This is a genomic window from Pantoea sp. ME81 (assembly GCF_903970985.1).
Taxonomy (GTDB): domain Bacteria; phylum Pseudomonadota; class Gammaproteobacteria; order Enterobacterales; family Enterobacteriaceae; genus Pantoea; species Pantoea communis.
In genome coordinates this window covers 25,590-46,970 of the sequence record NZ_CAJCKS010000020.1, presented here as the reverse complement: position 1 = coordinate 46,970, position 21,381 = coordinate 25,590, and the positions used below count along the sequence as shown (strand labels likewise).

The 21,381-nt window shown below is 52.9% G+C and carries 17 protein-coding genes; 6 read left to right on the top strand and 11 right to left on the bottom strand.

Going from position 1 to position 21,381, the window contains the following annotated elements:
* The 5 genes from H7A81_RS05920 to H7A81_RS05900 form a co-directional block, all read right to left on the bottom strand.
* On the bottom strand, positions 1-263 hold a 263-nt coding region (locus H7A81_RS05920), incomplete at its 3' end, for a molecular chaperone (RefSeq protein ID WP_182056988.1).
* A gap of 2 nt (positions 264-265) precedes the next feature.
* Complete coding sequence (locus tag H7A81_RS05915) at positions 266-781, bottom strand: spore coat U domain-containing protein (RefSeq protein ID WP_182056987.1); 516 nt, start codon at positions 779-781, stop codon at positions 266-268.
* Positions 782-788: 7 nt separating this feature from the next.
* Positions 789-1,331, bottom strand: a complete 543-nt coding sequence (locus tag H7A81_RS05910) for a spore coat U domain-containing protein (RefSeq protein ID WP_160833530.1) — start codon at positions 1,329-1,331, stop codon at positions 789-791.
* A gap of 581 nt (positions 1,332-1,912) precedes the next feature.
* Positions 1,913-4,510, bottom strand: coding sequence for a bifunctional aconitate hydratase 2/2-methylisocitrate dehydratase (gene acnB, locus H7A81_RS05905; protein ID WP_072017054.1), 2,598 nt, complete (start codon positions 4,508-4,510; stop codon positions 1,913-1,915).
* Positions 4,511-4,747: 237 nt separating this feature from the next.
* On the bottom strand, positions 4,748-5,743 hold the full coding sequence (locus tag H7A81_RS05900; RefSeq protein WP_182056986.1) for an aldo/keto reductase: 996 nt from the start codon (positions 5,741-5,743) through the stop codon (positions 4,748-4,750).
* Between the two features lie 98 nt (positions 5,744-5,841).
* Between H7A81_RS05900 and H7A81_RS05895 the strand changes: the two genes are divergently transcribed.
* Together H7A81_RS05895 and H7A81_RS27950 are read left to right on the top strand one after the other, a co-directional pair.
* Entirely contained in the window at positions 5,842-6,741 is a 900-nt protein-coding gene (locus tag H7A81_RS05895) for a LysR family transcriptional regulator (protein WP_182056985.1), read from the top strand.
* A 280-nt stretch (positions 6,742-7,021) separates the two neighbouring features.
* On the top strand, positions 7,022-7,168 hold the full coding sequence (locus H7A81_RS27950) for a Hok/Gef family protein (RefSeq protein WP_166934069.1): 147 nt from the start codon (positions 7,022-7,024) through the stop codon (positions 7,166-7,168).
* Between the two features lie 145 nt (positions 7,169-7,313).
* On the opposite strand, the gene lpdA is transcribed toward H7A81_RS27950, so the two are convergent.
* The 4 genes from lpdA to pdhR all read right to left on the bottom strand — a co-directional run bounded on the left by lpdA (position 7,314) and on the right by pdhR (position 14,377).
* Positions 7,314-8,738: a dihydrolipoyl dehydrogenase gene (gene lpdA, locus H7A81_RS05885; RefSeq protein ID WP_182056984.1), complete on the bottom strand. Its 1,425-nt coding sequence runs from the start codon at positions 8,736-8,738 to the stop codon at positions 7,314-7,316.
* 175 nt (positions 8,739-8,913) lie between these two features.
* Positions 8,914-10,803: a pyruvate dehydrogenase complex dihydrolipoyllysine-residue acetyltransferase gene (aceF, locus tag H7A81_RS05880; RefSeq protein ID WP_160833534.1), complete on the bottom strand. Its 1,890-nt coding sequence runs from the start codon at positions 10,801-10,803 to the stop codon at positions 8,914-8,916.
* Between the two features lie 14 nt (positions 10,804-10,817).
* Complete coding sequence (gene aceE / locus H7A81_RS05875; RefSeq protein ID WP_034829620.1) at positions 10,818-13,484, bottom strand: pyruvate dehydrogenase (acetyl-transferring), homodimeric type; 2,667 nt, start codon at positions 13,482-13,484, stop codon at positions 10,818-10,820.
* A 128-nt stretch (positions 13,485-13,612) separates the two neighbouring features.
* Positions 13,613-14,377 (bottom strand): pyruvate dehydrogenase complex transcriptional repressor PdhR, encoded by a 765-nt coding sequence (gene pdhR / locus H7A81_RS05870; RefSeq protein ID WP_034829622.1) that lies wholly within the window; start codon positions 14,375-14,377, stop codon positions 13,613-13,615.
* A 513-nt stretch (positions 14,378-14,890) separates the two neighbouring features.
* Here pdhR and aroP point away from each other — a divergent pair.
* The 3 genes from aroP to H7A81_RS05855 all read left to right on the top strand — a co-directional run bounded on the left by aroP (position 14,891) and on the right by H7A81_RS05855 (position 18,765).
* On the top strand, positions 14,891-16,246 hold the full coding sequence (gene aroP / locus H7A81_RS05865) for an aromatic amino acid transporter AroP (protein WP_182056983.1): 1,356 nt from the start codon (positions 14,891-14,893) through the stop codon (positions 16,244-16,246).
* A 162-nt stretch (positions 16,247-16,408) separates the two neighbouring features.
* Positions 16,409-17,815: a glycoside-pentoside-hexuronide (GPH):cation symporter gene (locus H7A81_RS05860; RefSeq protein WP_182056982.1), complete on the top strand. Its 1,407-nt coding sequence runs from the start codon at positions 16,409-16,411 to the stop codon at positions 17,813-17,815.
* A complete protein-coding gene (locus H7A81_RS05855; protein WP_182056981.1) occupies positions 17,812-18,765 on the top strand; it encodes a family 43 glycosylhydrolase in 954 nt (317 codons plus the stop codon). Before H7A81_RS05860 ends, H7A81_RS05855 begins: the two co-directional genes overlap by 4 nt.
* Here the strand turns inward: H7A81_RS05855 and ampE are convergent.
* Together ampE and ampD are read right to left on the bottom strand one after the other, a co-directional pair.
* Positions 18,747-19,601 (bottom strand): beta-lactamase regulator AmpE, encoded by an 855-nt coding sequence (gene ampE, locus H7A81_RS05850; protein WP_182056980.1) that lies wholly within the window; start codon positions 19,599-19,601, stop codon positions 18,747-18,749. The two genes, H7A81_RS05855 and ampE, sit on opposite strands and share 19 nt — an antisense overlap.
* 16 nt (positions 19,602-19,617) lie before the next feature.
* Complete coding sequence (gene ampD, locus H7A81_RS05845) at positions 19,618-20,169, bottom strand: 1,6-anhydro-N-acetylmuramyl-L-alanine amidase AmpD (protein WP_045816802.1); 552 nt, start codon at positions 20,167-20,169, stop codon at positions 19,618-19,620.
* A gap of 181 nt (positions 20,170-20,350) precedes the next feature.
* Between ampD and nadC the strand changes: the two genes are divergently transcribed.
* Positions 20,351-21,247 carry a carboxylating nicotinate-nucleotide diphosphorylase gene (nadC, locus tag H7A81_RS05840; protein WP_166934063.1) on the top strand — a complete coding sequence of 299 codons (897 nt, stop codon included), beginning with the start codon at positions 20,351-20,353 and terminating at the stop codon, positions 21,245-21,247.
* Positions 21,248-21,381 lie beyond the last annotated feature (134 nt).

Genomic DNA, 21,381 nt, shown 5'->3' with positions numbered 1-21,381 from the left:
TGTTGCGGCGGAATAGTGGTAAAGGGGGGACTGGCAACCACCTCACCCTGATCAGCGTATAGGTCGCGATACGCCTGCTGCTGCCAGGCTAAAATACGCACCTGCAAGCGCACTGGCTGGCTGCCACGGTTCTCTAACCACAACGCACTGCCGTGCTGGTCGGCTTCGATCACCTGGAAAATCGGCCAGACCAACACTGAACTGGCGGCATGCAACAGCGAACTCTGTAACGTAAACAGAGCAATCAGGAGCCATTTTTTCATCTTCAATAGGTCAGTGTGACCGTTACGGTGTCGCTATAAGTGCCAGAAGCGGGTAAGCCAGCCGTGGCAAACAAGCGTCCATAAACAGTGTAAGTTTGTGTGCTATCAGGAAATGACGACACGCTGTAGGCCAGGGAATCGCTGCCCCATACCGTGGTGTGTGCCGCATCCTGATAGAGCTGATACGCCAATGTTGCGCTGCCGTTGCTCAGGTATCGCGAGCTGGAACTTCCGCCATTTTCACCGTAGTCCAGTGCGAGAGTGATGGCCGTTCCCGGCGTGCAGGTCACCACAATCGAACCCGCACCACTGCTGCTCGCCACATCGATATTGCTGCTGATCGCCGACATCGTGCCAAAATCCAGCGTGCCGAAATCCGTGCTGCTACTGCTGCCCGAACTGCCAAACGCACAACCACTGGTAATTTCGGCGGTGACCTGAAAACTGTCGGTGGTGCTGCTGGCGAAACAGGGTGATGCACTCAGCAGCCAGCCAGCGGCGATAAGGTAGCGCGCCATGGCGCTATTACCAGGCGAGTGTCGCCGTTACGGTATCAACGTAAGTGCCTGAGGCTGGCGCCGTGGTGCTTTGGTCTGAAGGTAAAATACGACCGTAAATCGGCACATCCTGCGCGGTTCCGTCAGCGGAAAGTGACACACTGCCGTTCACGGCAATTTCCGTGCTACGGGAGGAGTCAGAATAGAGTCGATAAGGGATTAAAGTGGTACCGGAAGTCATGTTGCGCAGCGTACTGCTGCCATTTAACCCGCCATCTAAGGTTAGCGTAGGGGATAATCCGCTGGTGCAGGTGACCGTAACACTGCTGCTGCCATCCGATCCCAATACGCTACCATCAATGATATTGGCAAGATCGGCATAGGTACCGAAATTAATCGAACCCCAGTCATTGGTGGTGCCACTGGAATCATTGTTACCGACAGTGCAGCCATCGCTGATGACCACCTGAATGCCCACTTGCCCGGTCAATGTGCCTGCCGCTTGCACGGTTAAAGGTGAACTACAGATAACAGCCATCGATAAAGCACAGAATGCGGATTTGAATTCCATTTTTCCCCCACACAATTGCAATGGATAGATTTAGATAGCGATACCTGGAAATGATTAAACACTTTTACACTGTGATGCATTTTACAGCGCACACCCTTTATACAAGTGTTAAGAACTTATCATTTAATATCGCAGATTGAGTGCACTCAGCCGCTTTTTAAGCGAAGCGATAAGTGTCACTTTTTTAAAACATAACTGGATGGGATAAATTTGGAAAGGATTGAATTCGGAATAATCTGAATACAAGCCAACTCGCTATATTTGCGTTAAGTTCTGGCATTAATGCTGACTTAAATCCATTTTAAGTAGCATATTGCTTGGTTATTTCGTTAGGTAAAAATTAAAGCCTATCCGATGTAAAATGATAATTAACGATATGCTTACATAATTATGCGCAAACAGTGTTAACTCACCGCGATAATTAAAATTAAAACATAATTATTGAGAGTGTTAAAAATCACAATCATTGATGACCATCACTTATTATTTTTAAAAAATGACAATGTCATTTATTTGATCTATTGGTTTACGCATAAAAAAAGGGACGATTCGCATCGTCCCCTCTTCATCCTTCGCGCCGATTAAACAGCGGTCTGGAAGATTACACCGTCAGCTTTTTCAGTGTACTGACCCAGCTGGTCAAAGTTGAGATAGCGGTAAGTATCTGCCGCCGTCTTATCAACCTGAACCATAAACTGCTGATACTCATCTGGCGTAGGCAATTTGCCCAGCAACGAGGCTACCGCAGCCAACTCAGCCGAAGCCAGGAACACGTTCGCGCCGGTACCGAGGCGGTTCGGGAAGTTACGGGTTGAGGTGGAAACCACTGTCGCACCGTCTTTCACACGCGCCTGGTTACCCATGCAGAGTGAGCAACCTGGGATTTCGATACGCGCACCGCTCTTACCGAAGACGCTGTAATAGCCCTCTTCCGTCAGCTGTGCGGCATCCATCTTAGTAGGCGGCGCCACCCACAGACGGGTTGGCAGTTGGCCTTTGTGCGCATCCAGCAGTTTACCCGCTGCACGGAAGTGACCGATGTTGGTCATACAAGAACCGATGAACACTTCATCGATCTTCTCGCCCTGCACATCAGACAACCAGCGCGCATCGTCCGGATCGTTTGGTGCACACAGGATTGGCTCTTTGATTTCGGCCAGATCGATATCGATCACTGCCGCATATTCTGCATCCGCATCGCCTTCCAGCAGTTGCGGATCCGCCAGCCATTTCTGCATGCCTTCTACACGGCGCTCCAGCGTACGACGATCGCCGTAACCTTCGGAGATCATCCACTTCAGCAGCACGATGTTTGAGTTCAGATACTCAATGATCGGCTCTTTATCCAGCTTGATGGTACAGCCCGCTGCAGAACGCTCAGCTGACGCATCGGTCAGTTCAAATGCCTGCTCCACTTTCAGTTTCGGCAGACCTTCGATTTCCAGCACGCGGCCAGAGAAGATGTTTTTCTTCCCTTTCTTCTCAACAGTCAGCAGACCCGCTTTGATGGCGTACAGTGGGATGGCGTGAACCAGATCGCGCAGGGTAATGCCCGGCTGCATTTCGCCTTTGAAGCGCACCAGTACCGACTCAGGCATATCCAGTGGCATCACGCCGGTCGCAGCAGCAAATGCCACCAGACCAGAACCTGCCGGGAAGGAGATACCGATTGGGAAACGGGTGTGTGAATCGCCGCCGGTACCCACGGTATCTGGCAGCAGCATACGGTTCAGCCAGCTGTGGATAACGCCGTCACCCGGACGCAGTGAGACACCGCCACGGTTCATAATGAAGTCAGGCAGGGTGTGGTGCGTGGTCACGTCAACCGGCTTAGGATAGGCTGCGGTATGACAGAATGACTGCATGACTAAATCGGATGAGAAGCCGAGGCACGCCAGGTCTTTCAGTTCATCACGGGTCATTGGACCGGTGGTGTCCTGAGAACCTACAGAGGTCATTTTAGGTTCACAGTAGGCACCCGGACGGATACCTTCAACGCCACAGGCACGGCCAACCATTTTCTGCGCCAATGAATAACCACGGGTGCTCTCTGCAACGTCTTTGGCTTTCACAAACACATCGCTGTGCGGCAGCCCCAGAGACTCACGTGCTTTGGTGGTCAGGCCACGACCAATGATCAGTGGAATACGGCCACCGGCACGCACTTCATCCAGCAGCACTTCGGTTTTCAGCTCGAAGGTCGCCAGCAGTTCGTCGGTTTCATGATTGCGCACTTCACCCTTGTACGGGTAAACGTCAATCACATCGCCCATGTTCAGACGGTCAACATCCACTTCGATCGGCAGTGCGCCCGCATCTTCCATGGTGTTGAAGAAGATCGGTGCGATTTTACCGCCGAGGCACAGACCGCCGCCTTTTTTGTTTGGCACGTACGGAATGTCATCGCCCATGAACCACAACACCGAGTTGGTGGCAGATTTACGGGAAGAACCGGTACCCACCACGTCACCGACGTAGGTCAGCGGGAAGCCTTTTTTCTGCAATTCTTCGATCTGTTTGATCGGCCCAATGTTGCCGGCATCGTCGGGTTCGATACCATCACGTGGGTTTTTCAACATCGCCAGTGCGTGCAGTGGAATATCCGGGCGAGACCATGCATCCGGTGCCGGAGAGAGGTCATCGGTGTTGGTTTCGCCGGTCACTTTAAACACGGTGGTGGTGATTTTTTCAGCCAGCTTAGGACGCTTCAGGAACCACTCAGCATCGGCCCAGGACTGGATAATTTTCTTCGCGTGGGGGTTACCCGCTTTCGCTTTCTCTTCGACATCGTAGAAGTTATCGAACATCAGCAGCGTATGGGACAGGGCTTCAGCGGCAATCGGAGCCAGTGCTTCATCGTCAAGCGCTTCGATCAGGGCATGGATGTTGTAGCCACCCTGCATGGTGCCCAGCAGTTCAACTGCCTTTTCGCGAGTAACCAGAGGAGAGAGGGCTTCGCCCTTCGTGACAGCTGCCAGGAAACCAGCTTTTACATAAGCCGCTTCATCAACACCTGGGGGTACACGGTTGACCAATAGATCGGTCAGGAATTCTTCTTCACCCGCTGGCGGGTTTTTCAGCAGTTCAACCAGCGCGGCCATTTGGGAAGCATCTAACGGCTTAGGTACGATTCCCTGGGCAGCACGCTCGGCAACGTGCTTACGGTATTCTTCTAGCACGACGTTCTCCTCGCTCTCATTGTATAGCTTTCCGGTACACCCCTTGAGCTGTCAAACAGTAGGGTGAGGTGCCCGGTTCCGCGTCGGCCAGCATAGCAGCATTTCGGCTGATTGTTAATCTGTTTACAAAAAAGCAACATCCGCGCGTTATTTAGCAGATTTATCTGGATTTTGAGCGGGGTCACACAAAAAAGCAGGCCACCTGAGCCTGCCATTTTGTGATTGAAGGGCTAAAAATTAGCGATCGATCAGGGTGAATTCGCTTTCGTTGTAGCGCTCACCCTGAATATTTTGTGGATTGAATAGCGTATCCAGGGCCTTAATATCGGCTGAATGAAGTGTGAGAGCGGCCGCAGCACAGTTCTGTTCCAGATTGGCGATTTTACTGGCACCAGGGATCGGCACGATATCCTCACCTTTCGCCAGCACCCACGCCAGCGCCAGTTGTGCTGCTGTCGCATCATAACCTGCAGCCATCTCTGAAAGCTGATTCACTAACTTCTGGTTATGCGCCTGTGCGTCCTGTTGGAAACGCGGCAGGTAGCGACGAAAATCATCTTCCGCCAGCGTGGTCGCCGCCGGGAATTTACCGGTGAGGAAGCCGCGGCCTAACGGACTGTAAGGGACAAATCCGATATTCAGCTCACGGCAGGTGGCGAGAATTTCTTGCTCCGGATCGCGCGTCCACAGAGAGTATTCGCTCTGCAGGGCCGAAATCGGATGCACCGCCTGCGCGCGGCGTAACGTGGCGGATGAGACTTCGGATAAACCGAGATACTTCACCTTCCCTTCACGCACCAGATCCGCCATCACGCCTACCACATCCTCAATCGGCACGGCTGGATCGAGACGATGCTGATACAGCAATTCAATGGCTTCGACACCCAGGCGCTGAAGTGAGCCTTCCACGGCGCGGCGGATATGCGCCGGTTCGCTATTGGCACCGGTAATGCGCTCCCAGCCCTCCCCATGATCGGTAATGCGGAAACCAAACTTGGTCGCCACTTTGATATCGCTACGGCCTTTGATCGCTTTCGCCAGTAACATCTCATTGGTGAAAGGACCATACACTTCAGCGGTATCGAGGAAATTGACGCCGAGTTCAAATGCACGCGCCAGCGTATTCAACGCTTGCTTTTCATCATTCTGACCATAGGCAAAGTTCATGCCCATGCAGCCCAATCCTAACGCTGAAACCTGTAATCCCTGACTGCCTAATTGACGCTGTTGCATTGATTTATCCTCTTCGCTTACGGTGTTAATGTTATAAACCTCAGCAATCGCAGCAACAATTGCGCGATTTTCGTTGATTTAGTGAGTGGAATTCAGCAATGAACAACTACCGTGCATCAATGCAGGAACTGGAGATGTTTGCCGCTATCGCGCAGCATCTGAGTTTTCGCAAAGCCGCTGAGGAGCGAAATGTCACGCCCTCGAGCCTGAGCCATGCTATGCGCAATTTTGAGGAGCGGCTGGGAGTGCGTCTGCTGCACCGCACCACGCGGAGAGTGGCGCTGACCGAAGCCGGCGAGCGATTCTTGCTGCGTATCCAGCCTGCGCTGGCCGATCTTTCACAGGCGGTGGATGAACTGAATGACTGGCGTCGCGATCCTCGTGGCGTGTTGCGCATCAGCATGCCGCGTTCGGCGGAGGCGCTGTTTTTCCAATCCGTCATTTTACCGTTCGTGCAACGCTACCCGGAGATTACGCTGGAGATCGACAGCAATGACGCGTTGGTAGATATCGTTGAGAGTGGTTTTGATGCAGGCGTACGCTATGGCGATGTGCTGGCGCAGGATATGATCGCAGTGCCCTTTGGCAAGCCGATGCGCGCACTGGCGGTGGCCAGCCCGGCTTTTCTTGCTCAACATGGCGTTCCGCAGTTCCCGGCAGAATTGTTGCAGTTTCCCTGTATTGAGCGGCGCTTTCCGAGCGGACGTCGCTATCGTTGGGAATTTTGGCAAGACGGGCGCAAGCAGGAAGTGGCGGTAAAAGGCTCACTGGTGCTGGACAATAATGAGCGCATTCTGCAAGCGGCATGTGCCGGATTAGGAATCGCCTTTTTACATCAGGACGCGGTCAACGCTGCTTTGGCTAGAGGGGAATTACTTGAAATACTTACTGAGTATACTCAGATTGAAGAAGGATTCTGGCTCTATTATCCCAGCAGGAAATACCTTTCTGCACCGCTCAGGAATTTTATTGATTGGATTAAAGATATCAATAATTAATTACATGAACACTTAATATCTTTAATTAAAGATTAACGATAAAACTGGGGAATTTAATTAAAATTAAAGCTAAATTAGACGTGAAATAAGAAATAAATCGCGTAGACTGCCTGCGGGCGCTTGAGGCAATCTGCCTCAAGCAATATCAATTGAGGTGGATTGTGGAGTGAGAAACTCATGCGGTCAATTTTCATCAACCGCACGAGCAGGCAACTACCCAAAACACCTAAGCAATGTTAGGGTAGTTGCTTGCTCCTGCTAATGCAAGGAGTAAGTGATTATGAAGTTATCATTCAGCAAGCTGATTATCGGCGGGCTCATGCTATTTGTATTGTGCCTGGTGAATCGCAATACACTCTGTGAATTACGATTCAAGGTATTCACTGCTGAATTATCTGCGGTAATGGCTTACGAAGTCAGGCAGTAACGCTTCAATAGCAGGGGTTCGCCCCTGCTATTTCCGGCAGGGCTTATGCGTTAGCTCCAGCGCCTTATTTATCGATTCAATTAAATAGAACCCGTAATAAAAAACGGCTCCACTAAGGAGCCGTTTCTTTATTTAGCACGAAAAATTATTTCTTTTTCGCTTTCGGGTTTGGCAGGTCAGTGATGCTACCTTCAAACACTTCTGCCGCCAGACCAACTGACTCATGCAAGGTTGGGTGCGCGTGAATGGTCAGTGCGATGTCTTCTGCATCACAGCCCATTTCGATCGCCAGACCGATTTCACCCAGCAGCTCGCCGCCGTTGGTGCCGACAATCGCGCCACCGATCACACGGTGAGTTTCTTTGTCGAAGATCAGTTTGGTCATACCGTCTGCACAGTCAGAAGCGATTGCACGGCCAGAAGCAGCCCACGGGAAGGTGGAGACTTCGTAGCTGATGCCCTTCTCTTTCGCTTCTTTCTCGGTCAGACCTACCCAGGCAACTTCTGGCTCGGTATAGGCGATAGAAGGGATCACTTTCGGATCGAAGTAGTGCTTCAGACCTGAAATCACTTCTGCCGCGACGTGGCCTTCGTGCACACCTTTGTGCGCCAGCATTGGCTGACCGACGATGTCGCCGATAGCAAAGATGTGTGGCACGTTGGTACGCAGCTGTTTGTCGACGCGGATGAACCCACGTTCGTCCACTTCCACGCCCGCTTTACCCGCATCCAGGCCTTTACCGTTTGGCACACGGCCAATCGCCACCAGCACTGCGTCATAACGCTGCGCTTCAGCCGGGGCTTTTTTGCCTTCCATTGACACGTAGATACCATCGTCTTTCGCTTCAACAGCAGTGACTTTGGTTTCCAGCATCAGGTTGAATTTCTTGCTGATACGTTTGGTGAAGACCTTCACCACGTCTTTATCGGCAGCAGGGATAACCTGGTCGAACATTTCAACCACATCGATCTCTGAACCCAGCGCGTTATACACGGTGGCCATTTCCAGACCGATGATGCCGCCGCCCATAACCAGCAGACGCTTAGGCACTTCTTTCAGTTCCAGCGCATCGGTTGAATCCCACACGCGTGGATCGTTGTGTGGGATGAATGGCAGCTCAATCGGGCGCGAGCCTGCAGCGATAATCGCGTTGTCGAAGTTGATGGTGGTTGCGCCACCCTCACCTTCCACCACCAGGGTGTTAGCACCGGTGAATTTACCCAGACCGGTTACCACTTTCACTTTACGGCCTTTCGCCATACCGGCCAGACCGCCAGTCAGTTGGGTGATAACTTTTTCTTTCCAGGTACGGATCTTGTTGATGTCAGTTTGCGGCTGGCCAAACACGATACCGTGCTCTTCCAGTGCTTTGGCTTCTTCGATCACTTTCGCAACATGAAGCAGCGCTTTTGACGGGATACAGCCTACGTTCAGACAAACACCACCGAGGGTGCTGTAACGCTCAACGATTACGGTTTCCAGACCTAAATCAGCGCAACGGAAGGCTGCAGAGTAACCTGCAGGACCTGCCCCAAGTACCACGACTTGAGTTTTAATCTCTGTACTCATCATGACCTCTTATTAGATTGCCGGCGGCCAGACGTAGAGCCTATCCCAGGCTCTGCATGCCCTAAATCCACCGGGACATTTCACCGCAAGAGTTTACAGAATTGTTAATAAACTGCCAACCGCGGCAACTCCGAATGCTTACAACAAGGCCGGCATTTGCCGGCCTTGATTAACTTCACATCACCAGACGGCGAATGTCGGACAGTGTGTTGTTGATGATGGTGATAAAGCGCGCACCATCAGCACCGTCGATCACGCGGTGGTCGAAGGAGAGAGAGATTGGCATCATCAGACGCGGTTCAAACTCTTTACCGTTCCACACCGGTTCCATCGCAGACTTAGACACACCGAGGATCGCCACTTCTGGCGCATTCACGATAGGTGCGAAGTGCGTGGTGCCCAGGCCGCCAAGGCTAGAGATGGTGAAGCAACCGCCCTGCATATCGCCAGCGGTCAGTTTGCCATCACGCGCTTTCTTAGAAATCGCCATCAGCTCACGCGACAGCTCAGTGATGCCTTTCTTGTTCACATCTTTGAACACTGGAACCACCAGACCGTTTGGCGTATCAACCGCCACACCGATGTTGATGTATTTCTTCAGCGTCAGGCGTTGTGCATCTTCAGACAGTGAACTGTTGAAACGCGGCATCTGCTCCAGCGCAGCGGCAACGGCTTTCATGATGAACACCACAGGGGTGAACTTCACATCCAGCTTACGTTTTTCCGCTTCGGCGTTCTGCTGTTTACGGAACGCTTCCAGATCGGTGATATCAGTCTTGTCGAAGTGCGTAACGTGCGGGATAACTACCCAGTTACGGCTCAGGTTCGCACCCGAGATTTTCTGGATACGGCCCAGTTCCACTTCTTCCACTTCACCGAACTTGCTGAAGTCCACTTTCGGCCAAGGCAGCAGACCCGGCAGGCTTCCGCCACTCGCTGCAGCAGCCGGCGCTGCTTCTGCGCGTTTCACTGCATCTTTCACGTAAGACTGTACGTCTTCTTTCAGGATGCGACCTTTACGGCCGGTGCCTTTGACTTTCGCCAGATTGACACCGAACTCGCGCGCCAGGCGACGAATCACCGGGGTAGCGTGGACGTAAGCGTCGTTTTCAGCAAACTCACCTTTCGCATCAGCTTTTGCTGCTGGCGCTGCAGCAGGTTTCGCTGCCGCTGGAGCCGGAGCCGCTTCCTGTTTCGCCGCAGGTGCCGCAGCAGCAGGCGCAGCGCCTTCTACTTCGAACACCATGATCAGTGAACCGGTGCTGACTTTATCGCCGGTAGAGACTTTCAGCTCTTTCACCGTACCGGCGAATGGCGCAGGCACTTCCATTGACGCTTTGTCGCCTTCAACCACAATCAGTGACTGCTCAGCGGTGACTTTGTCGCCCACTTTGACCAGCACTTCGGTGACTTCAACTTCATCGCCGCCGATGTCTGGCACGTTGACGTCTTTCGCGCCACCCGCAGCAGCAGGGGCTGCAGCCGGAGCCGCTTCCTGCTTCGCCGCTGGGGCCGCAGCCGGTGCAGCACCTTCTGCTTCGAAGATCATGATCAGCGAGCCAGTATTCACTTTATCGCCGGTGGCGATTTTGATCTCTTTCACCACGCCCGCGAACGGTGCTGGCACTTCCATTGAAGCTTTGTCGCCTTCAACAGTAAGCAGAGATTGTTCAGCTTCAACTTTATCGCCCACTTTCACCAGAATCTCAGTGACTTCAACTTCATCACCGCCGATGTCTGGCACGTTGACCTCTTTGCTGACGGCCGCAGCCGCCGGAGCAGGAGCCGCTTCCGCTTTTTTCTCTTCTGCCGCTGGTGCAGCAGCCGCTGCGCCTTCGGCTTCAAAGATCATGATCAGCGAACCGGTATTCACTTTGTCACCGGTAGAGATTTTAATCTCTTTCACTACGCCAGCCTGTGGCGAAGGCACTTCCATCGAGGCTTTATCGCCTTCCACGGTGATCAGCGACTGTTCAGCTTCAACTTTGTCGCCCACCTTCACCAGGATTTCGGTGACTTCAACTTCGTCTGACCCGATATCCGGTACGTTAATTTCGATAGCCATTACTCTCTTACCTCTTAAGCCAGACGCGGGTTAACTTTATCGGCATCGATGCTGAATTTGGTGATCGCTTCTGCCACCACTTTCTTATCGATTTCGCCGCGTTTAGCCAGCTCACCCAGCGCTGCAACCACAACATACGATGCATCCACTTCGAAGTGGTGACGCAGGTTTTCGCGGCTGTCTGAACGACCGAAGCCATCGGTACCCAGTACGCGATAATCGCTTGAAGGTACGTAGCTGCGAACCTGTTCTGCGAACAGCTTCATGTAGTCGGTTGAGGCAACAGCTGGCGCTTCGTTCATCACCTGAGCGATGTACGGGACGCGTGGGGCTTCGGTTGGATGCAGCATGTTCCAGCGCTCACAATCCTGGCCATCACGAGCCAGTTCGGTGAACGAGGTGACGCTGTAGACATCAGAACCGATGCCATAGTCTTTCGCCAGGATCTGTGCCGCTTCACGCACGTGACGCAGGATAGAACCTGAACCCAGCAGCTGTACTTTGCCTTTGCTACCGTCTACGGTTTCCAGCTTGTAGATACCTTTACGGATACCCTCTTCCGCACCCTGCGGCATCGCAGGCATGTGGTAGTTTTCGTTCAGCGTGGTGATGTAGTAGTAGATGTTTTCCTGCGCTTCGCCGTACATACGTACCAGGCCATCTTGCATGATGACCGCCACTTCGTACGCGTAAGACGGATCGTAAGAGATACAGTTCGGAATAGTCAGCGACTGAATGTGGCTGTGACCATCTTCATGCTGCAGACCTTCACCGTTCAGCGTCGTACGACCTGAGGTACCGCCGACCAGGAAGCCGCGCGCCTGTTGGTCGCCCGCCAGCCACATCAGATCGCCGATACGCTGGAAACCGAACATCGAGTAATAGATGTAGAACGGAATCATCGGCAGGTTGTTGGTGCTGTAAGAGGTCGCCGCCGCCAGCCAGGATGAACCTGCGCCCAGCTCGTTGATCCCTTCCTGCAGAATCTGGCCTTTCTCGTCTTCTTTATAGTAAGCAACCTGCTCACGGTCCTGCGGGGTGTACTGCTGGCCGTTCGGGCTGTAAATACCGATCTGACGGAACAGACCTTCCATACCGAAGGTACGCGCTTCATCCGCAAGGATTGGCACCAGACGATCTTTGATCGACTTGTTCTTCAGCATCACGTTAAGGGCACGTACAAACGCGATGGTGGTCGAGATCTCTTTGTTCTGCTCTTCCAGCAACGGTTTGAACTCTTCCAGCGTTGGCATCTCCAGCTTCTCGCTGAACTCTGCCTGACGGGTTGGCAGGTAGCCACCCAGCTTCTCACGCTGACCGTGCAGGTAGTTATACTCGTCAGAACCTTTCTCGAAGGTCACGTACGGCAGGCTTTCGATCTGATCGTCAGCCACTGGCACGTTGAAGCGATCACGGATGTAGCGAACGCCATCCATGTTCATCTTCTTCACCTGGTGCGCGATGTTTTTACCTTCCGCCGTGTCACCCATACCATAACCTTTGATGGTATGTGCCAGGATCAGGGTCGGCTGACCTTTGGTGTCCTGCGCTTTTTTCAGTGCCGCGTAGATTTTCTTCGGATCGTGGCCACCACGGTTCAGGGCGAAGATCTCTTCGTCTGACCAGTCTTTCACCAGTGCAGCGGTCTCCGGGTATTTACCGAAGAAGTGCTCACGCACGTAGGCGCCATCACGGGATTTGAAGGTCTGGTAGTCACCATCAACGGTTTCGTTCATCAGCTGGATCAGTTTGCCGCTGGTGTCCTGCTTCAGCAGTTCATCCCAACGTGCGCCCCAGATCACTTTAATCACGTTCCAGCCAGCACCGGCAAAGATGCCTTCCAGCTCGTTGATGATTTTGCCATTACCGGTAACCGGGCCATCGAGGCGCTGCAGGTTACAGTTAATGATGAACACCAGGTTGTCCAGCTTCTCACGGGTGGCGATGGTGATCGCACCTTTAGATTCTGGCTCATCCATCTCGCCATCACCGAGGAAGGCGTAAACGGTCTGGTTAGACGTGTCTTTCAGGCCACGGTGTTCCAGATATTTCAGGAACTTCGCCTGATAGATCGCGTTCAATGGACCGAGGCCCATTGAAACGGTTGGGAACTGCCAGAAGTCAGGCATCAGTTTCGGGTGCGGGTAAGAAGACAGACCTTTACCGTGCACTTCCTGACGGAAGTTGTTCATCTGCTCTTCGGTCAGACGGCCTTCAAGGAAAGCACGTGAGTAGATGCCTGGAGAAATATGACCCTGGAAGTAAACCAGATCGCCGCCGTCTTTATCACTGCGCGCACGGAAGAAGTGGTTGAAGCACACTTCATAAATGGTGGCAGAAGACTGGAAAGATGAGAGGTGACCACCCAGCTCCAGATCTTTCTTCGATGCACGCAGGACCGACATAATGGCGTTCCAGCGAATTGCGGAACGGATACGACGTTCAAGAGAGGTGTTGCCCGGATAGTCCGGTTCATCTTCAACAGCAATAGAGTTGATGTAGTTACTGATAGCCGACGCACCGCCAGCCACTTTCACGCCACCTTTGCGTGCTGCGTTCAATACCTGATCAAGCAGATACTGCGCGCGCTCAACACCTTCTTCACGGATGACCGATTCGATCGCCTGTAGCCAGTCACGAGTTTCGATCGGATCCACGTCATTCTGTAAACGTTCTGACATGGGGTGTGTTCCTTATCTGTGTCTAATACGTTGAATTATCAGGAGCCTGTCTGCTTGTGCTTTGCTTCTGGTTCACAGCACAAGTAAGACAGGCCCGTCGTTTATGTCCGCACGTTCGTTGCCGTGCGTTATTCCTTACGTTGCTGTAAACGACGCAGGGAGCGTTCACGACGGCTCTGCTCCCGACTTCTATCCAGCAAGATTTCCTCAATAAACGCCAGGTGACGATGGGATGCCTCGCGTGCTTGTTCTGGCTCACGAGCCACAATCGCCTCAAAGATACTGGCGCGGTGACCGCTCACTTTCGCCAGCATTTCCCGGCGAGCGTAAAGCAATTCGAAATTCTGACGGACGTTTTGTTCCAGCATAGGGCCCATGGAACGCAGCAAATGTAAAAGCACCACATTATGGGCGGCTTCTGTGACAGCGATCTGATACTTCATCACTGCATCTGCTTCAGCATCCAGATCGCCGCTGTCCTGCGCCTGTTGGATGTGAACATGGCAGTCGCGAATACGCTGCAAGTCTTCATCCGTGCCACGTAGCGCCGCATAATAGGCAGCAACACCTTCCAGCGCGTGACGGGTTTCCAGCAGGTCAAACTGGGATTCTGGATGTTCGGCAAGCAGGCTGACTAAGGGATCGCTCATGCTTTGCCAGAGATTTGTTTGCACGAAGGTACCACCGCCCTGACGGCGCAGCAGCAGGCCTTTGGCTTCCAGGCTCTGAATCGCTTCGCGCAGGGATGGACGTGAGACATCAAACTGTTTCGCCAGTTCGCGCTCGGGGAGAAGCTTTTCACCTGGCTGGAGCGTCCCTTCCATAATGAGAGACTCCAACTGTTGCTCGATTGCATCGGAGAGCTTGGGTTGGCGAATTTTACTGTAAGCCATCTTCCCTTCTTATTGTGAAAACGTCCGGAGTAAATTGGTAATACCAATTGAAAAATGGTGCCCGTAAAGTAACAAAGTATTCACCTTGTGTCTATATGGCAGGCATCACACTTCCGGGGTATATCGCTGTTACAGAGCGCTAACTTACCGTGATAAAGGCATATATTTGCTCCGTAAGTGAATTGTTAACAGATTTCACTTTTACCAAACCTTACACTGAGTTAGCCCTAAGCCTTACAGGCAACCATAAGGGAAAGCTATTCGTGTTTATTGATTTTTCATGTCAGAAATAGCGCGAGCGACACCCAGTGGATAGTGCTGCTTTTTCAGCCATCTCTCAGCACAAAAAGCAAAAGCAGGTGCAAAGCGGCGCGCTTATCACTATTCTGGTCGCCATGGTAGTTTCAGCATGCACACAGCACGCCAAATACCGTAAAGAAAAGAATACATTGCGTAAAACAGCCTTACAGTGCGCGCACTGCAGGTGCACAATAACAACATCACGAGGTTTGTATGGAACAACAGCATGGCGAATCGCTGCAACGCGGCCTGAAAAATCGCCATATTCAGCTGATTGCGCTGGGCGGTGCCGTGGGTACTGGCCTGTTTCTGGGTAGCGCATCAGTGATTAAATCGGCCGGTCCGGCCGTGATTCTCGGTTATGCGATTGCAGGATTTATTGCCTTTCTGATTATGCGCCAGTTAGGTGAAATGGTCGTGGAAGAGCCGGTTGCCGGCAGCTTCAGCCACTTCGCCTATAAGTATTGGGGCAACTTTGCCGGTTTCGCCTCTGGCTGGAACTACTGGGTGCTGTATGTCCTGGTTGCCATGGCTGAACTGAGTGCCGTCGGTAAATACATCCAATTCTGGTATCCCGAATTCCCGACCTGGGCTAGTGCGGCGATCTTCTTCGTCGTCATCAACGCCATTAACCTGACCAACGTAAAAGTGTTTGGGGAAATGGAATTCTGGTTCGCGATCATCAAAGTCGTCGCGGTTATCGGCATGATCCTGTTCGGCGGCTGGCTGCTGTTCAGCGGCAACGCCGGTCCGCAGGCCAGCGTCACTAACCTGTGGAGCCAGGGTGGATTCCTGCCACACGGTATGACCGGCCTGGTGATGATGATGGCGATCATTATGTTCTCGTTTGGTGGTCTTGAGCTGGTGGGTATCACGGCGGCTGAGGCTGACAATCCGCAAGAAAGCATCCCGAAAGCCACTAACCAGGTACTGTGGCGTATCCTGATTTTCTATATTGGTTCACTGGCAGTGTTACTGTCATTGCTGCCATGGACGCGCGTCACCGAAGAGACCAGCCCGTTTGTGTTGATCTTCCACGAATTGGGTGATGCCTTCGTCGCCAACGCGTTGAATGTGGTGATCCTGACGGCGGCGCTGTCGGTCTACAACAGCTGCGTGTATTGCAACAGCCGTATGCTGTTCGGCTTAGCGCAGCAGGGTAATGCACCTAAAGCGCTGCTCAATGTTGATAAACGCGGCGTGCCAGTGGCAACCATTTTGGTCTCTGCAGTAGCCACAGCGCTGTGCGTCCTGATCAACTACCTGATGCCGGGCGAAGCCTTTGGCCTGCTGATGTCACTGGTGGTCTCTGCGCTGGTGATCAACTGGGCGATGATCAGCCTCGCGCACATGAAATTCCGTAAGAAGAAAGACCAGCAGGGTGTGACCACGCGCTTTAAAGCCGTGCTCTATCCGTTTGGTAACTGGCTCTGCCTCGCGTTCATGGCGGCCGTACTGGTCATCATGGCGATGACGCCGGGTATGGCGATTTCTGTATGGCTGATTCCTGTCTGGATCATTATCCTGGCAGTGGGTTACACCATCAAAAATAAAGTGCAAAAAGCCTAATGTATGCTCTTGCCCGGCTCGTCAGCGCCGGGCAACATTCCTGATCTGCCTCACACTTTTCTGCGCCCACCTGTTTTGTCCATCTACGTGACCAATTATTCCCCAGCAGGTTACTGATTTAACGCTGATAATTTCGTCTCACCTTTTCGCGGGAGACGAACAATGAAAGGCGCAGCGCTCTCATTCAGAGAGAAACTGGGATATGGCATGGGCGATGCCGGATGTAATATGATCGGCGGTGCGATCATGCTTTTCCTTAACTATTTCTACACCGATGTGTTTGGCCTCGCACCCGCGCTGGTTGGCACGCTGCTGCTCTCTGTTCGCGTGCTGGATGCCGTCACCGATCCCATTATGGGCGCCATCGCCGATCGTACCCAAAGCCGCTGGGGACGTTTTCGCCCGTGGCTACTGTGGGTTTCCGTCCCCTATGTGCTGTTCAGTGTGCTGATGTTCACCACGCCAGACTGGAGCTATGAGAACAAAGTCATCTGGGCCTTTGTCACCTACTTCTTAATGTCTCTCACCTATACCGCGATCAATATTCCCTACTGCTCACTGGGCGGTGTGATTACCAACGATCCCGGTGAGCGCGTCTCCTGCCAATCCTATCGCTTTGTGATGGTGGGCGTAGCGACGCTGATTCTGTCGCTCTCTCTGCTGCCGATGGCCGATTGGTTTGGCGGTGACAACAAAGCGCGCGGGTATCAAATGGCGATGAGCGTGCTGGCACTGATTGGCCTGGTGATGTTCCTGTTCTGTTTTGCCACGGTTCGCGAACGTATCCGTCCAGCCGCGCCCAGTAATGACGATCTGAAGAAAGACCTGCGCGATGTCTGGAAGAACGATCAGTGGGTGCGCATCTTGCTGCTGACGTTTTGCAATGTCTGCCCCGGCTTTATCCGCATGGCTGCCACCATGTATTACGTCACCTGGGTAATGGGACAATCCACACACTTTGCCACGCTGTTTATTAGCCTCGGTGTGATTGGCATGATGTTCGGAAGCACCCTGGCAAAAATACTCACCGACCGCTGGTGCAAGCTGAAGGTGTTTTTCTGGACCAATATCGCGCTGGCACTCTTCTCGTGCGGTTTCTATTGGATTGATCCTCATGCGACTGTGGCGGTTGTCGTCGCCTACTTCCTGCTGAATATCCTGCATCAAATCCCGTCACCGCTGCATTGGTCGCTGATGGCGGATGTCGATGATTATGGTGAATGGAAAACGGGGAAACGTATCACCGGTATGAGCTTCTCCGGCAATCTGTTCTTCCTGAAAGTCGGCCTGGCTGTGGCTGGCGCGATGGTCGGTTTCCTGCTGTCTATCTATGGGTATGACGCAAGCGCTCAACAGCAACAGCCTTCGGCCATCAACGGCATCATGCTGCTGTTTACCGTGATTCCCGGTGTCGGCTATCTGATCACCGCCGGTGTGGTGCGCTTGCTGAAGGTGGATCGCAAACTCATGCGCATCATTCAGGATGATCTTGCGCTACGCCGTGCCAACGCACTTGAATTATCCCCTGCCTCCCTGACTGTCACCCCGCAACCTGGAGAGATCAAATGAGCTGGCCAAATCCCTTTATTACCCAACGCGCCGATCCATTTATCCTGCGTCATGGCGAAGGCTACTACTTCGTGGCATCGGTGCCAGAGTATGACCGACTCGAAATTCGTCACGCCGACACGCTGAACGGCCTGATTGAGGCGGAAGCGGTGACGGTGTGGCGTAAACCCGAAACCGGACCATTCAGTGCGTTGATTTGGGCGCCGGAACTGCATCACATCAATGGACAATGGGTGATTTACTTTGCTGCTGCCCCAACGCGCGACATCAAAGATGGCCTGTTTCAGCATCGCATGTATGCGCTGGTGTGTGATGACAGCGATCCGCTTTCCGGCCACTGGCAACCTGTTCGCCGAGTGTTTACCCCAATCGACTCTTTCTCGCTTGATGCGACGCATTTCGTGCATCAGGGCAAAAACTGGTATCTGTGGGCACAGAAGGATCCCGCTATTCCGGGTAATTCCAATCTCTATCTCGCGGAATTGCTTAATCCCTGGACGCTGAAAAGCGCACCGGTGATGCTCAGCCGGCCGGAGTATGAGTGGGAGTGCGCAGGCTTTAGCGTCAATGAGGGCCCAGCAGTTATTCATCACGGCGATCGGCTGTTTGTCACCTATTCCGCCAGCGCAACTGATGAGAATTACTGCCTGGGAATGCTCAGCATCGACATGATGGCCGATCCGCTCGACAGCACTGCCTGGCAGAAATCTGCGCGTCCAGTCTTCACCACCAGCTGGGAAAATCAGCAGTATGGGCCGGGGCATAACAGCTTTACGCGGGAAGAAAACGGCAGGGACGTGCTGGTGTATCACGCGCGGAATTACACGGAAATTGAAGGCGACCCGTTATGGGATCCGAACCGCCATACACGACTGAAGTACATTGAATGGCGCGAAGACGGCACACCAGATTTCGGTGTACCGCCTGCCGATCACACCAGCGTGCCGTAAATGGTCAGCAACGCGACCACAACCACCAGCACTAACGATATCCGCTTCGCCAGCGCCACGGCCACCCGTGGCGTTTCCACTTTATCCATATGCGGATCGCGCGCCAGCGAGAATTGCGCCAGACTGGTCAGCACCTGATATTGCGAACGATGCCGATCGCTTAGCGAGGCAAACCACGCAGGCAGTGCCCGCTCTCCGTGGCCTAACAGCGCATAAGCCACACCTGCCAGTCGCACCGGGATCCAGTCCAGCACGTGCAGTATGCTGTCTACACCTGACTGCGCGCGCTCCAGTGGAGAATGGTGTTTTGCCAGCCAACTTTGCCAGGCACGCAAGAAGGCATAACCCACCAGCAGCACCGGTCCGTAAGGGCCACCGACCACAAACCAGAACAGTGGCGCGAGGTAAAAGCGGAAGTTAATCCAAATCAGCGCATTTTGTAGCTCACGTAAAAACTCACGCTCACTGCACTCAACGGGTACACCATGAATCAGTGTCAGTTCCGCTGCCATGGCCTGATGCGCCGCTTCATCATCGTAGCTGGCGGCTTTCAGGTAGCGATGATAGTGCAGACGCACAGAACCTGCGCCGATACACAGCAAGCCCACCACAATCCAGAATGCCAGTTGTGCCACGCCAAACAGAATGCCTTTCAGACTCCACACCAACAGCCAGACGATCAGCATCGCGATGAGGGTCATCACCAACGTGCGCAGCAGTGAAAATCGCTGGCGTCCGCGAAACAGCGGCTCCAGACGATGATCCAGTTGCCAATGCTCACCCAATTTAAACAGGCGTTCCCAACCTAACACTAATAACAAGCTAAACAACGTCATACCTGCTCCTGCTGTTTCAGGGATTCTCCTGCCTGATAGACTCTTTATAGCGTATCCAGTCAAATGCGGGGCCTGGATCGGTTTTGCGCTGTGGCGCGATATCGCTGTGTCCGGTGATGCGTTCCAGCGTCAGCGGATAGTGCTTAAGCAACAAGGCCGTGACCTTTTTTAACGTCTTATACTGCGCGTCGGTATACGGCAACGTATCCGTGCCTTCCAGCTCAATGCCCATCGAGAAATCATTACAGTTTTCTCGCCCGGCAAATTGCGACACACCGGCATGCCATGCACGCTGATCAAACGAAACATACTGCACCAACTCACCATCACGACGAATCAGGCAGTGCGCCGCCACGCGCAGCTGCGCGATATCGGCAAAATAGGGGTGAGCATCCGGCGGCAAGGTCCCGGTAAACAGTTGATCAATCCACGGGCCACCAAATTCACCCGGCGGCAAACTGATATTATGAATAATCAGCAACGAGGGAATTTCATTTTCCGGTCTTTGGTTAAAGTGCGGCGAGGGCACTTTGCGCGCGCTGGTAATCCAGCCATCTTCCAGTTTCATGTTCTAAATCCCAGGCTAAATCAGGCTGAGAATAACATGTTTCCCCTTTTCGGCTTGTGACTTAATGCGAATGGCGAACAGTGTTAAGGATACTAAACATTTCGGCTATCACGACTGGCAATAGGCTATAAATCAGGCTAAGGTGAGCGCAGTTAAATCCGATTAATGGAGTGGCATAAGCATGGCATCGCGTCGTTACGATCCCGATCATCGTCGTCAGGAACTGATTAAGCGTATTGAGCAGGACATCCCCGAAGCCGTTGCGCGCGCACTTCGGGAGGATTTGGGTGGTGAGGTGGATGCTGACCGTGACATCACCGCCCTGCTCTTACCGGAAGATAAACAGGCCGAAGCACAGATCATCACGCGTGAAGCCGGTGTTTTTTGTGGTAAACGCTGGGTGCAGGAAGTGTTTATCCAGCTTGGCAATAAAGTCACGATTGTCTGGCATGTTGAAGAGGGTCAAAATGTCGCAGCTGACCAGTTGCTATTCGAGTTAAAAGGTCCGGCCCGGCTGCTGTTAACCGCTGAACGAACTGCATTAAATTTCGTCCAAACCCTTTCCGGCGTGGCCACGGAAGTGAGTCGTTATGTCGACTTGCTCGACGGCAGCGAAACGCAATTGCTGGATACGCGCAAAACCTTGCCTGGCCTACGCACAGCGCTGAAATATGCCGTATTGTGTGGTGGCGGCAGTAACCATCGGCTGGGTCTTTCCGATGCCTTCCTGATCAAAGAAAACCATATTATTGCCAGCGGTTCGGTACGCAAAGCCGTTGAGAAAGCGCTGTGGCTGGCTCCCGATGTACCGGTTGAAGTAGAGGTAGAGAGCATGCAGGAACTGCAGGATGCGATTGATGCCGGTGCCGACATTATCATGTTAGATAACTTTAGCTTCGAGATGATGCATGAAGCCGTCCTTCTCACCGACAAACGTGCCCTGCTGGAAGTCTCTGGTAACGTCACGGAAGCAACACTGCCGCAGATAGCTAAAACGGGCGTCGACTTCGTTTCGGTGGGCGCTTTGACCAAGCATGTGCGTGCCATGGATCTCTCCATGCGTTTTCGCGAACACTAATTTCTCTCCTCTTACCGCCGCATCTCCGCGGCGGTTTGTGAGTTATCTTCCTGTTTACTGATACTTCTTCTGCAAACGCGGCGATTCATTACATCCTGCCTTCCAGCGTTAAACCGTCTCACTATCGCTTTCAA